The organism is Pseudomonas duriflava, assembly GCF_007830155.1.
Taxonomy (GTDB): domain Bacteria; phylum Pseudomonadota; class Gammaproteobacteria; order Pseudomonadales; family Pseudomonadaceae; genus Chryseomonas; species Chryseomonas duriflava.
The window spans coordinates 334,616-347,032 of record NZ_VLKY01000004.1 but is presented as its reverse complement, the minus strand read 5'-3'; the positions used below and the strand labels follow the sequence as shown (position 1 = coordinate 347,032).

At 54.4% G+C, this 12,417-nt stretch carries 13 protein-coding genes; 1 reads left to right on the top strand and 12 read right to left on the bottom strand.

Translation table 11 applies throughout. The annotated features are described in order from the left end of the window. Positions 1–8: 8 nt before the first annotated feature. The gene (gene bcsQ / locus IQ22_RS08030) at positions 9–800 is read right to left on the bottom strand and encodes a cellulose biosynthesis protein BcsQ (protein WP_145140624.1); all 792 of its coding nucleotides are present in this window, start codon (positions 798–800) and stop codon (positions 9–11) included. Beyond that, a complete protein-coding gene (locus IQ22_RS08025) occupies positions 791–1,186 on the bottom strand; it encodes a hypothetical protein (RefSeq protein WP_145140622.1) in 396 nt (131 codons plus the stop codon). Before IQ22_RS08025 ends, bcsQ begins: the two co-directional genes overlap by 10 nt. 265 nt (positions 1,187–1,451) lie before the next feature. On the opposite strand from IQ22_RS08025, the gene dacB reads away from it, so the two are divergent. Next, positions 1,452–2,912, top strand: a complete 1,461-nt coding sequence (gene dacB, locus IQ22_RS08020) for a D-alanyl-D-alanine carboxypeptidase/D-alanyl-D-alanine endopeptidase (RefSeq protein ID WP_145140620.1) — start codon at positions 1,452–1,454, stop codon at positions 2,910–2,912. A gap of 31 nt (positions 2,913–2,943) precedes the next feature. Here the strand turns inward: dacB and IQ22_RS08015 are convergent, their stop codons facing one another. From IQ22_RS08015 to grxD, 10 genes are all read right to left on the bottom strand, one after another. After that, positions 2,944–3,357 carry a hypothetical protein gene (locus IQ22_RS08015; RefSeq protein WP_145140618.1) on the bottom strand — a complete coding sequence of 138 codons (414 nt, stop codon included), beginning with the start codon at positions 3,355–3,357 and terminating at the stop codon, positions 2,944–2,946. A 304-nt stretch (positions 3,358–3,661) separates the two neighbouring features. Beyond that, positions 3,662–3,820 (bottom strand): DUF3309 family protein, encoded by a 159-nt coding sequence (locus tag IQ22_RS08010; protein ID WP_145140616.1) that lies wholly within the window; start codon positions 3,818–3,820, stop codon positions 3,662–3,664. 133 nt (positions 3,821–3,953) lie between these two features. Then, on the bottom strand, positions 3,954–4,577 hold the full coding sequence (locus tag IQ22_RS08005) for a 3'-5' exonuclease (protein WP_145140614.1): 624 nt from the start codon (positions 4,575–4,577) through the stop codon (positions 3,954–3,956). Continuing rightward, positions 4,577–6,376 carry a DUF294 nucleotidyltransferase-like domain-containing protein gene (locus tag IQ22_RS08000; RefSeq protein WP_145140612.1) on the bottom strand — a complete coding sequence of 600 codons (1,800 nt, stop codon included), beginning with the start codon at positions 6,374–6,376 and terminating at the stop codon, positions 4,577–4,579. Before IQ22_RS08000 ends, IQ22_RS08005 begins: the two co-directional genes overlap by 1 nt. Positions 6,377–6,440: 64 nt before the next feature. Then, positions 6,441–8,099, bottom strand: a complete 1,659-nt coding sequence (locus tag IQ22_RS07995; RefSeq protein ID WP_145140611.1) for a cation acetate symporter — start codon at positions 8,097–8,099, stop codon at positions 6,441–6,443. After that, positions 8,096–8,407 (bottom strand): DUF485 domain-containing protein, encoded by a 312-nt coding sequence (locus IQ22_RS07990; RefSeq protein WP_145140610.1) that lies wholly within the window; start codon positions 8,405–8,407, stop codon positions 8,096–8,098. The genes IQ22_RS07995 and IQ22_RS07990 overlap by 4 nt, the downstream gene beginning before the upstream one ends. A 272-nt stretch (positions 8,408–8,679) precedes the next feature. Further along, positions 8,680–9,582, bottom strand: a complete 903-nt coding sequence (locus IQ22_RS07985) for an efflux RND transporter periplasmic adaptor subunit (RefSeq protein ID WP_145140609.1) — start codon at positions 9,580–9,582, stop codon at positions 8,680–8,682. Between the two features lie 42 nt (positions 9,583–9,624). After that, positions 9,625–9,828: a DUF1656 domain-containing protein gene (locus IQ22_RS07980; protein ID WP_145140608.1), complete on the bottom strand. Its 204-nt coding sequence runs from the start codon at positions 9,826–9,828 to the stop codon at positions 9,625–9,627. Next, the gene (locus IQ22_RS07975; protein ID WP_145140607.1) at positions 9,815–11,797 is read right to left on the bottom strand and encodes an FUSC family protein; all 1,983 of its coding nucleotides are present in this window, start codon (positions 11,795–11,797) and stop codon (positions 9,815–9,817) included. Before IQ22_RS07975 ends, IQ22_RS07980 begins: the two co-directional genes overlap by 14 nt. A gap of 164 nt (positions 11,798–11,961) precedes the next feature. Beyond that, complete coding sequence (grxD, locus tag IQ22_RS07970; protein ID WP_145140606.1) at positions 11,962–12,288, bottom strand: Grx4 family monothiol glutaredoxin; 327 nt, start codon at positions 12,286–12,288, stop codon at positions 11,962–11,964. Positions 12,289–12,417 lie beyond the last annotated feature (129 nt).

Genomic DNA, 12,417 nt, shown 5'->3' with positions numbered 1-12,417 from the left:
TTGAATCCTCAGGAATATTGACGTTGACGACTGTTGATTCTCACATCTGCCTCTAGCTCGGCCAGTAGCCGATGCGCCAAGGCATCTAGGTCATGCGCCGCTGCAGAAGCGGCATCGAAACTGAAAATAGACTGCTGGCTTGCCAACGCCTCGGGCAGGGACTCGTCCCGATGAATCATGCCCAGCAACGTCTCGCCACAGCGCGTCTGCAGGAAAGCCGTTACATCGCGGTTAAGCCGTTTACGCCGATCGACTTGATTGAGCACTAAGCGGACAGGACACATAGTGCCACTTGTCACATTAAAGAAGGCTTTGGATTCCACTTCAGGCAAGAGCACCATGGACGCGGCATCAGCTAGCAGCACTGTCAGACAGAGGTCCGCCTGACGCACCAGTGCGGTCAGTACGCTACTAGGGCCCGGAGGTGTATCGGCCAGAACGATGACATTAGGAAGGCTCAGCAGATCACTTAAACCATCGCTCAGAAAATTGGGGTCCATCAGGACTCGGCTTTCGAATGCCAAGCGCGTAGCGCTATCGACCCGACCGTAAGGTAACAACTGAACACCATCAGGCGCGGCAACTAAGAGTTGTTGCCAGTTCGTGCTGGTTAGCGCGCGCTCCACGAAACCTTGGGAATACCCCAACGGTGAAGCAAAGTGCAGCCGTAGCGCATTCTGAACATCGAAATCGATCAGGATAACCGGATGCCCCATACGTTGAAGTGCATATGCCAAACTAGCAGTCAATGTTGTCTTGCCCACTCCGCCCTTGGGCGACGCGACTGTAATCAACGGCATGAAGCAATACTCTTCAAAAGGGCTTTTAGCGAACCTGAGCAATGCATGCCTGCTTCCTCAGATACTTCTTTAGTGGTGCGAAAAATATTGCCGAATCGGGTTGTCGCAGCGGAATGCACCTCAGGCGCGCAGGGTGTACTCACCGCATTTTCTTTACGTAGCGGGTCATTTTGAGCAGGGCGAGTCAGGTCGGTAGATGCAGGGGGCACAACCAATGAAAGCGTAGCGGGAGTAGGCTGCTCAATATCCTTACCAGCTGGAGCGGCAATAGCATCGAGCAACGCCCAGCCTAATGTAACGCCAGCCTGTTCGAGAGGAGTAGATGCATGTTCGAACTGTTCTTCGCTCAGGCTATTTATAAAATCCCGAATATCCCTTTCGCTCATACCAATACTCACTCATGGCAAATTGCCACCATACTATCGACTTGCCTTGCTATAATCATTATTTTTTGTGAGTCCAATCACGTTTTGTAGCGCATTCTGATGACTGGCTATACGGCATCACCTAATGGCAAGCATGAGCAGTAGTACTCATTTCAAGCCTTGTATTGGCTTCAAACTTGTTTACTGCATAATGAACACCTCTTTAATGAGAATGCCTGGCTGTTAACGCTTCACCTGCGCCGGCTTTCTTTTGGGGTCTTGATTAATGTTGAAACTATTACGTCCTTTCTCCTTGTTATTAGGCTTGCTGCCACTTAGCCTGCCTGTTTCGGTCCAAGCCGATACCGCGCTTCTGCCAGCCAAAGTCCAGCAGGCGCTGCAGAAGAACAAATTACCCAACGATGCCTTGTCGCTAGTCTTGCTACCGCTCGATGCCAGTGGAGCGCCGGATTACTTTAATGCCGATGTTTCGGTTAATCCCGCCTCAACAATGAAGCTAATCACCACGTTTGCTGCGCTCGAGCTGCTTGGTCCCACCTACCAATGGAAGACCGAGTTCTATACCGATGGCCAACTCAAGAATGGGGTACTCAACGGCAATCTGTACCTGAAAGGCGGCGGCGATCCCAAGCTGAATATGGAAAAGCTATGGTTGATGATGCGCGACTTGCGCGCCAATGGCGTAACTCAAGTCAACGGTGATCTGGTCCTTGACCGCGGACGCTTCATAAAACCCCAACTTCCTGTATTCAATGACGACGGTAACGACGAAAACAAACCCTTCCTGGTAGGGCCGGACGCCCTGCTGGTTAACCTCAAGTCCGTGCGGATGGTCATCCGGGCTAATGATGGTCAGGCCTCGGTTACCATGGACCCGCCCCTGACCAATGTCCGTATCGAGAATCAGGTTAAGGCTCTCGGTAAAGGCAAATGCCCTGCCTGGCCCGAGATTCGCTTCAATCCGGTAACCCAGACCGATGGTACGGCGCTAATCGTGACGGGCTCGCTACCCAATGGCTGCAGTGCCCAGAGCTACCTTTCCTTGCTTGACCATCCCAGCTACACGGCTGGCGCCGTTCGCGCCATCTGGAAGGAACTGGGCGGCAGTATCCTGGGCAAGGACCGAGAAGGCACTGTCCCCAAGAGTGCCGAACTCCTGGCACGCTCTTTCTCGCCGGATCTTGTGGAAATCATTCGCGACATTAACAAATACAGCAACAACACTATGGCCCGTCAGTTGTTTCTGTCCATTGGCGCGCAGTTCCGGACCAGCGCCGATGCCGACGATGGCGTCGCAGCACAACGCGTTATTCGCCAATGGCTTGCGCGAAAAGGCATCATGGCAACACATCTGGTCATAGAAAACGGGTCGGGACTGTCACGGGACGAGCGCGTTAGTGCACGTGAACTGGCAGAAATTCTGCAGGCTGCCTGGCGCAGCCCCTATGCGGCAGAATATATGTCCTCATTACCCCTGGCCGGTATGGACGGCACTCTTCGCAAACGCCTGAAGAACACGCCGCTGGAAGGCCAGGCGCACATGAAGACCGGTACGCTGAACAACGTACGGGCCTTGGCTGGCTTCTCCCGGGATGCCAATGGCAAGACCTGGGCAGTCGTCGCTATCCTGAACAGCACCCGCCCTTGGGGTGCTTCAAGTGTTCTCGACCAAGTTCTTGTGGATCTTTACAACCGTACCCGCCAAGAAAGCACAGCCAACCGTTGAGCCTTTACTGCCTTGCCTGGACGCGACAGGTTCAACCTTCGCGCTCCCAGGCGCAGCGGGCATGCAAATTATCTTCCTGGGGGCTATGAAAGCCGTTTTCCGACTCCCAGCGAAACGTGTGGCAACCATTGAGACCGGTATCCAGGTGCACCACGGCACTGGCCCAATAGAGTCGCTTGAGCAACGCTTCAAACTCGGCTACCCATAATGTCCATTCATACTCGACGCCATCGTAACTGGCACCGAAGTGAATGACTTGAGTACGGTAAAGCCCCGCCCCTACCTGTTCGCACTGACTGAACATCTCCTTCCCTAGAAAAGGCCACGCGCCGCCTGTCAGGCTGTTCAATACCCGACGATTCAAAGCACGACGCATACGGCGTTCCATAGAGTCACTCGAGGGCCAGTCCCGGATGCAGCCATATACAATGGACTCTGAGTCCATATAGACACTCCTTATCCTTTCATCCAGCAGACTCTTCGGACAATAACCGAAACCGAGCCAAGCCGTCGTGATCCGAGGCACTCAGATAGAACATATAAAAAGGGTTATGCAGAAAAGACAAAACCAGAGCAAGCGAAACGCTTGGCTCTGGTTTTGTCTCACAACTGACATCGGCAAGGCAGGCCGGTACAGAAACCCTACTCGTTTGCACCGGATTGGGCAAGTTTTTTTATAAACGCACCGTTTTAGGTCAAAAAGACCTTATTTTTAATGCTAATGCAGTGTCTTGCTGAAAGCAGCAAGGTCAAATCATTCCCAGTAAAAGCAGCACGAGCAATACGACCAGAATAACGCCTAGAATCCCTGAAGGACCGTATCCCCAACTGCGCGAATGGGGAAATATCGGCAAGCCGCCGATCAACAGGACGAGAAGCACTAGAATCAGGATGGTTGTAAGCGACATGACTTATCTCCTTATTAGCGCCACGGAGAATCCAGCATAAGGCTTCGTTCCAGCGCTACCCGTCTGGCAGGAACATCACCTGTTTGATTGGACTACGCAGCGGCAGAGAAAATCCAGGTATCCAATTTAGCCGCTACCGTGGGTAAGGTACCGAGCCCTTGCGCAACCGTAAAAACATCAGAGACACGGTATGCGCGTCCCCCAAGGCAGTATGCCGCCCCGTAACTGGAACCTCGAGCGCACGCGACAAGGTATCGAAGCGCAGGTCCAGGTGAACGTCGGGGAAAAGGCGACTGACCTTACGGTGATACAAAGCCGATACCTCGATACGCGGATTCTTCAACCGCGGCTGCCCCAGGCGTCGAAAGTGTCGGTTGAGCACAGCCATGTCAAAGGACAAGTAATATCCCAGCAGTGGGCGATTGCCGAGAAAGGCCCGCACTTGTCGCAGAGCCTCTTCCAGAGGCAACTGCCCTTCCAGGTCTATACGGCGAAGCTTATGGATACGGATCGACTCCGCGCCCAGGCTGGCAGGCGGTTCAACATATAATTCCAGCCGCTCGCCCACCATGACCTTACCCTGACGGATCATCACGGCACCAATGCTCAGGATATCGGCCTTCCTGGGGTCAAGGCTGGTAGTCTCCAGATCAAGAGAAACGATCTCGTCAGCCTCCATCGGGTCGTGCCGCCACCAATACAGGCGCTGCCGCCAGGAAGGCCATTGAAGGTCAGGAGCATGAACAAAGGACGTCATCAGCGTGTATCCAGGTGAAACTGTCGAGTCAGGGTCTGCTTGAACTTCTTGACCACATGTAGACTGAACCGCAGCAGATCCCGTTCGGTACGGTTCAAGGTCGCAACGTTGATCCCTTGCTGCAAACCGTCACGGTGTGCGGACAGTTGCTGGGCAAGCCGTATCTGCATGAATAGCTCGAAGGCTTCGCTCAGGTTTTCGGCCAGTACGGGATCAAGCACGCCTCGTGAACCCAAGGCATTCAAACGGGCCAATGTGCCGCGCTCCGTGAGCCCTTCGCGCAAGGCTAGTACGCGCGCACCATGTACGATAGGAAAGATCCCTCCCCGCTTGATATCCAATCGCTCGCCTGCTGTCTTTAGACCGCCGAACAGGGTCAAAGGCGTATCAAACTGTACTGTCGCTGCGGCCAGATAGCTCAACCAACGCTCTCCTTGCTCACGCCAATTGCTTAGCGTATGCCGCAGTGGAATATAAAGATTGTCGTTGCCTGCTACCGGATAGGCATCCATCAAGATAGAGAGCCGCAGCAGTTGTTCAGGTCGGCCCTCCTGAGCTGTAGCTCTGAGCTCACGTTGCCAATCACTCAGAGAGCGACACCACTCCGGACGAGACGCCATTACGCCTCCCCGGCAAACCGGGTAGCCGAATGCTTCAAGTGCCTGAGTGAAACGTGCCATCCAGCTCCTTGCCTGCCCCGGGGAAACGTCATCGGCATGGATCAGAGCATTGTCCTGATCGGTCTTGAGCAATTGTTCCCCACGCCCCTCGCTCCCCATGACCAACAGGCAGCAGCGTCCCCGGCCGGCAGGCGGGACGCACTGCTCAAAGACCTGGGCCAACAGTTGTTCATTCAGCGCACTGACCAATTGCATAATGAAACGCAACCGAATGCCGTTTCCTTCAAGGGTGGCTATCAGCGTATCCAGTGTTTCCGCCGCGTGCCTCAGCTCATCAAGCGTTTCGGCGCGGGCAATGCGCAGGGCCAATACATGAGAGTGGGTAGAGAACAGACTCAGAACCTGGGTGAGATGCAACAAACCGATCACCTGCTGCCCCTGTCGAACGGCCACTCGCTCGATTCGCTGGCGGGTCATAAGGATCATTGCGTCAAACAGAAAATCGCCGAGCTCAACCCAGGCTACAGGACGATAGGCCAGTGGGCCGATGGGGCTATCATCGCCCAGCCGCTGCTGAAAGTGTGCGCGCATAAGATCGGTGCGTGTCACAATCCCAAGCCCTTCGAAGCCCTCCCCCTGACGCACCAGCAACGCATCGGCACCTACGTCAAGTTGCATGCGGGCCGCGTCACCCAGCGAAAGATCGGCTGCTACTTCAATGGCCGGAAGCAGATGCTCGCGCGCGATTCGAGTCAGGATGAATTCGGCCAAGTTCTGACCATCACGTCGTGCTAGTTGGCGCTTCGCAGCAAGGTCAGCCTGGAAATGATAAGCAAACGCGGGGTTGCGCTCACAAAGCTGATGAAACGTAGCAGCCATCAACTCATAGACGATACTTTCTTCTACCGCGCGATAGGCATGCCGGCTCTGCCCTGACAACAGGCCTCGCACATCGAAAAAGTCATCCGGACCGTAATGAGCAAACAAGTGGTCGTCCTTGCCCCGCTCTTCAATTACACCCTTAAGAACGATGAATAGCGCCTCGCTACTACGCCCCGGCTCGATCAACGTCTCGCCTGGCACGTAATAGCCTATCGAAAGCCCTTCCTTGAATAGCTCACGCTCATGATTGGTCAACTCATTGAACGGTGTCGCGTCAAAATTAAAGTGTTCAGACATGGATTGATGCTCGTTTAAAACGACAAAACGGCAGACCCAAAGGGGCCTGCCGTTTCAACGAGACTTAGTGAGCTGCTGCGCCGGAAGCGCCTAGGCCCGTCTGAGAGCGTACGAATTGCGAGAGGAAGCGTGCGCGTTCTTCGTTACCAGCAGTGGACTTGTCAGTAATCGAGAAGAACCAGATACCAACAAAAGCTGCCAGCATGGAGAACAGCGCTGGGTACTCGTAGGGGTAAATAGCTTTCTCATGGCCCAGGATGGTTACCCAAATGGTTGGGCCTAGGATCATCAGTGCCACGGCAGTAATCAACCCCATCCAGCCGCCAATCATCGCCCCACGGGTAGTAAGCTTCTTCCAGAACATGGAAAGCAGCAGTACAGGGAAGTTACAGCTGGCTGCGATGGAGAACGCCAGACCTACCATGAAGGCAATATTTTGCTTCTCGAACAGGATACCTAGAGCGATAGCAACAACACCCAGGGTAATGGTTGTGATTTTCGAAACGCGCAGCTCATCTTTTTCGACAGCCTTGCCCTTCTTGATCACGCTGGCATACAGGTCATGCGATACCGCTGATGCGCCCGCCAAGGTCAGGCCAGCCACTACCGCCAGAATCGTGGCGAATGCAACGGCTGAGATAAAGCCTAGGAAGATACTGCCGCCCACGGCATTGGCCAAGTGGACCGCTGCCATGTTGTTACCACCAATCAAAGCGCCAGCAGCATCCTTGAACGCGGGGTTAGTGCTAACCAGCAGAATCGCGCCGAAACCGATAATAAAGGTCAGGATATAGAAGTAACCGATGAAACCAGTCGCATAAAACACGCTTTTGCGAGCTTCCTTGGCATCGCTCACAGTGAAGAAGCGCATCAAGATATGCGGCAGACCTGCAGTACCAAACATTAGAGCCAGACCCAGCGAGAAGGCTGAGATCGGATCCTTCACCAGACCGCCGGGGCTCATGATCGCTTCGCCTTTCGGGTGTACCTTGATAGCCTCGGAGAACAGCAGGCCGAAGTCGAAATTAACCGATTTCATTACCATCAGAGCCATAAAACTGGCTCCCGACAACAGCAGCACCGCTTTGATGATCTGTACCCAGGTCGTGGCCAGCATGCCGCCGAACAGTACGTACATTACCATCAGGATGCCAACCAGAATCACGGCAACATGGTAGTCCAGCCCAAACAGCAACTGAATCAACTTACCGGCACCTACCATCTGAGCGATGAGGTACAGCGCCACAACCACCAGCGAGCCGCACGCGGACAAAGTACGAATTTCCTTCTGCTTGAGGCGGTAGGACGCCACATCAGCAAATGTGTATTTACCCAGGTTACGCAAGCGCTCGGCGATCAAGAATAGAATGATCGGCCAGCCCACCAAGAAACCAATAGAGTAAATCAGACCATCGTAGCCCGAGGTGAAGACCAAGGCGGAAATACCCAGAAAGGACGCGGCGGACATGTAATCGCCTGCAATGGCCAAACCATTCTGGAAGCCTGTGATTCGGCCACCGGCCGCATAGTAATCAGCAGCCGAGCGGTTACGCTTGGATGCCCAGTAGGTAATTCCCAGCGTCCCGGCTACGAAGGCAACGAACATCAAGATAGCAGCAATATTCAACGGCTGCCGTTCCACGGCGCCAGTCAACGCATCGGCAGCCCAGGTGGCCGGAGCGAACAAGGTGAGTCCCAATACGGCAGAGAGAGGGGCTTTCATTGTTGTACCTCCTTCAGAATGGCCTGGTTCAGCCGGTCGAATTCACCGTTGGCACGGTGGACATAAATACCGGTCAAAATAAAGGCGGACAGGATCAGACCAACGCCTATGGGAATTCCCCAGGTCGTAGGGCTGTCCGGACTGATTCGGGTACCAAGGATATGCGGTGCAAAGGCGATCAATAGAATGAAGCCTAAATATAGCCCCAACATAATCGCGGAAAGCAGCCAGGCAAAACGCTCACGCTTGGCTACTAATTCTCTAAAGCGCGGATTGGCTTGAATCTGCTGATAGATGCTGTCGTTCATTATTGTTGTCCTCACAGCGTGACGGGGATCGTCAACCTCTACTCTAGGCCACCGAGAGAGGGTAACCAGACGACTTTAGTCGTAACCAGAGTAAAGGGAGCGTTTCAGGTGACGAAGTGCATGCCTTGTCACGCGGTCCTAAGCACAAGGAGCTTTTATGAAAATGCTATGGGAGAGGACCCTCTCCCTGAGGCAAAAAACTATGCAATCGATGATCACTGCCCTGATTTAGCCGGCACTTGTTGCCTGATTGATCCATGCCTGGCAGAGGCTCAGTAATCCCAGACACGCCGCCAGCCTTGTAAAGGGTGATGCCCATGGGCGTCCTGTACGGACACGCTGGCAGTCATACCGGCACTAAGATGAATATTCGGCGGTACTTCTTCCAGCTCGATTCGCACCGGTATCCGCTGCGCCAATCGCACCCAGTTGAAGGTAGGTTGAACCTCGGCCAGAAGCTGTTCGTCGGGGCTTGAGTTACTATCAGTGATCCCACTGCTGATACTGGCTACGCGCCCTGTAAGCGGAGCACTGTGACTCATTAGAGTTACAGAAACGCTATCTCCTATATGAATATGCGGAATTTTGGTCTCTTCAAAATACGCCATGACATAAAAAGAGTGCGTGTCGACCAGAGCCATTACAGCTTCGCCAGTGCGGACGTAGTTACCTTCAGCGAAGCGTAGATTCGTGATACGCCCCTCCCGTGGCGCAACCACTCGACTCCGCGCCAAGTTAAGTTCAGCCAAACGCACATCGGTCAGAGCCTCTTGATACTGACTGCGAGCGACAGCTGCGTTGATCCGGGCATTCTCGCGATCTTCAGCACTGATTGCACTTGTCCCTAGCCGATTACGACGCGCAGCTTCGCTTTCCCGCAAATGCATCTGCTGCTTGCGCGTATCGGCAACAGCACGGGCATGAGCGAGAGAAGCCTGATAGCGCTCCCGGTCTATCTCCAGCAGCAGGTCGCCCTTTTTGACAAGCTGATTGTCTTCCACAGCCAGATTTGTAACCCAACCGGCGACATCTGGCGCAACGACAACCACATCCGCCCGTATACGGGCGTCACGTGTCCAGGGCGAGAGCATATAGAACCGCCAGAGCCACAACCCTGCCCCTATTGCCAACAGGACCACACCAATAGTAATCACGACGCGAGCCACCTTACGCATCGCTCTCTCCTGTTCCTTCCAACGATTGAGCACTGGCCAGAATCATGTGCCGGCCAAACCGGTAATTACGGTCAGAAGCACGACAAAAATGGCACAGCCAAACAAGGCCTCATGCCAGATCCAGCGCTCAGCATGCAGGGTATACATGCCGAACCGGATCAATCCGGTCAGCAAAAGCGCCACTACTGCATAAATAAACAAAGGGCTCAGGTACACCCCACCGATAGACCATTCATGCAGCTCCATGACTTTCCTCAAGCGTCTGGCACCATAACTGCCAGGTTCTCTGCAATTGCCGAACAGCACCCTGAGCCAGACGCGCCGGCTCATCCGACGATGAGGCTAAAACCGCCTGCAGACGCTCCGCTGGCCTATCGAGTTGATCAGCCCGCACGGATGTCATTCCGTTGCTTAATGCCTCGGAAAACTCACGTAAAAAGCGGTCGCGCTCAAGCGCTCGCATGCCTGTAGCTCCTTCCAGACAGGCACGTAGATGTAAAAGTTCGTTGCCGAGGTCGAGAGCCAATAAGCCGTCATGCCAACGCTTGCGCTCTTCAAGCGGCATCAGGTTGATATTTCGTGCCAACTGCAACAGTCGATCCGCCATGCGCCCACCGAACCAGGTCTCGGAAATGGCCAAGGGACGATTGGTCAGCCGTTGCAGGTCATACGTGGTTGCTGCCAGGATCCGACCGATGAGGCGGCGTGGATGACGCAACGTGATCAGCCGGAACACCACCACGGCAAAACCAACACCGATTAACAGCGCCTGCGCCTGATTGAGCAGCGTCGTCATCTCGACATGCGAATGGTTGCTGGGTGATACCAACACGATGAAATGTAAAGCGAACGCCGTAGCCGTCCCGGCAATACCCGGCGGAGCTGCCATGCCTAGCGCTGCAAAAAAGAGCGGTATGCCCATTGCCATGGCCAGCATTGGAAAACCTGTCCATTGGGGCAGTACGACTTGACTCACAATAATCGCCGAGACGACTGCATACCCAATGCCACGCAAAAAACCCAACCCGATCTGGACGGCATTGTCCCGGTTGGCAAATAGACTACAGAGCACTGCACCTAACAACATAGCCCCTGTTGCGGCAGGCCAGGCCGTACTCAGCCAGAAAACGCCCAGCCCTAACAGGGCGATGGCGCTGCGCAAACCATACCAGATCGAGGTCTGAAGATCGCGATGCCAGGATAAGGCCGACGGGGCGCTATCATCCACCACACCCAGCGATACTGCACGGACAGACTGAGCGGCTGTCAGGACCTTGCGCAGCAGAATACCCAGGCGGGCCAAAAAGTAGCATTGATCATTATCGAGCGCGCTTTCTCCTGCAGCCTGGCGGAGTCGCTCGAGCAACGCTTCGATAGTCGCCTCATCCATCTGCTCTAGACAATTCAATACCTCTTCGCGCCAGGGTTGGACGGCCTCCCTCTCGCCAGGTGTCAGCGCATTCCATTGCCGGGCAAGGCCGCGTGCAGTACGCAATACACTGAGCAGGTCACGACAGAACAATCTCAACGCTCGGGCGCGCTGGCGACCACGGTAGCCCTCAAACCACGTATGATCCCGCTGCGCATCTACCGCGACAATCTGCCCGAAGACTCCTAGCAAGCCGGATGCCTCGGCGCCCGCGACTTCGGCACGTACCGCCTGCAGGCCAGCCTGCCATACACCAGCAGCCTGTTGGGCCAGGCTCCGCTCTACCCGTTGCGGCCAAAAGAGAGAACTGACTAGCGATGCGACAATGATTCCCAAACATATCTCGGTACACCGGGCCACGGCCTGATCAAAGATTGTCAGGGGCTGGGCTATGGCTGGCAACCCGATGATCGCAACGGTATAGCCTGCCAGCACAAAACCGTAGGACACATGGTTACGTAACAGCGTCGAGGCTGCGGTACAGAAGCCAAGCCAGAGTGCCAGGGCTAGCAGGAATGCCCACGGCGCCTGGGCGAACAAGGCAATAAGCACCACGGACATCACTGTACCCAATACCGTGCCCATCAGGCGAAACAGCCCCTTGGCTACTACCATGCCTGATAAGGGTTGGGATACGATGAAAACTGTCATCATGGCCCAGGTTGGCTGCTCCAAATCAAAACGAAACGCCAACCACAAGGCAAGCCCTGCGGCAAAGAGTGTCTTGATCGCAAACGTGAGCGCCAGAGGAGAAGGCGCTAGAAAAACCTTCCAGGGAATGTGCACGAGATAATCGCCAAGTGATGAAGCGATAGTCTCCCTAAGCGAGCCGGAAGTTCCTCAAAAGCACTCCTCCGTTTTCTTCGCCAAAAACAAAGCCCCGCCTAAGCGGGGCTTGTCGTGTTGCATTCTGGCGGCTCAAGGGTTAACCCTCAGCCTGCACCTGCACCTCAGGCGTCGGCCTTACCAGCAGCACTCTTGACGATCTGTTGCAGTTCGCCTTTTTCATACAGTTCAAGCAGGATATCGCTACCACCCACTAACTCACCGTTCACCCACAGTTGAGGGAAAGTTGGCCAGTTCGCATACTTGGGCAGATTAGAGCGAATTTCCGGATTTTGCAGAATGTCCACATAAGCGAACTTTTCACCACACGCCATCAACGCTTGCGAGGCACGGGCAGAAAAGCCGCATTGCGGGGCATTCGGAGACCCCTTCATATAAAGAAGAACAGGATTATTGGCGATCTGCTCTTTAATCGTCTCGATAATATCCACAGTGCACCTCGCTGAATTTCGATAAAGCAGTTTAACGTAAAGCTGAGTGAAGCGCTTGGTCTTTACAATATTGCCTGTCGTATAAATGAAGCCATACAGCTAGGATTCAAGCGTACGTTATGGCTTTTC

What these genes read in the sequence shown, in the direction of transcription:
- IQ22_RS08000 (WP_145140612.1), bottom strand. Translation starts at nt 6,376, where the DNA reads ATGTCTGAACACTTTAATTTTGACGCGACACCGTTCAATGAGTTGACC.
- dacB (WP_145140620.1), top strand. Translation starts at nt 1,452, where the DNA reads ATGTTGAAACTATTACGTCCTTTCTCCTTGTTATTAGGCTTGCTGCCA.
- IQ22_RS07985 (WP_145140609.1), bottom strand. Translation starts at nt 9,582, where the DNA reads ATGCGTAAGGTGGCTCGCGTCGTGATTACTATTGGTGTGGTCCTGTTG.
- IQ22_RS08005 (WP_145140614.1), bottom strand. Translation starts at nt 4,577, where the DNA reads ATGACGTCCTTTGTTCATGCTCCTGACCTTCAATGGCCTTCCTGGCGG.
- IQ22_RS07995 (WP_145140611.1), bottom strand. Translation starts at nt 8,099, where the DNA reads ATGAAAGCCCCTCTCTCTGCCGTATTGGGACTCACCTTGTTCGCTCCG.
- IQ22_RS08025 (WP_145140622.1), bottom strand. Translation starts at nt 1,186, where the DNA reads ATGAGCGAAAGGGATATTCGGGATTTTATAAATAGCCTGAGCGAAGAA.
- IQ22_RS08015 (WP_145140618.1), bottom strand. Translation starts at nt 3,357, where the DNA reads ATGGACTCAGAGTCCATTGTATATGGCTGCATCCGGGACTGGCCCTCG.
- IQ22_RS07990 (WP_145140610.1), bottom strand. Translation starts at nt 8,407, where the DNA reads ATGAACGACAGCATCTATCAGCAGATTCAAGCCAATCCGCGCTTTAGA.
- IQ22_RS08010 (WP_145140616.1), bottom strand. Translation starts at nt 3,820, where the DNA reads ATGTCGCTTACAACCATCCTGATTCTAGTGCTTCTCGTCCTGTTGATC.
- IQ22_RS07980 (WP_145140608.1), bottom strand. Translation starts at nt 9,828, where the DNA reads ATGGAGCTGCATGAATGGTCTATCGGTGGGGTGTACCTGAGCCCTTTG.
- bcsQ (WP_145140624.1), bottom strand. Translation starts at nt 800, where the DNA reads ATGCCGTTGATTACAGTCGCGTCGCCCAAGGGCGGAGTGGGCAAGACA.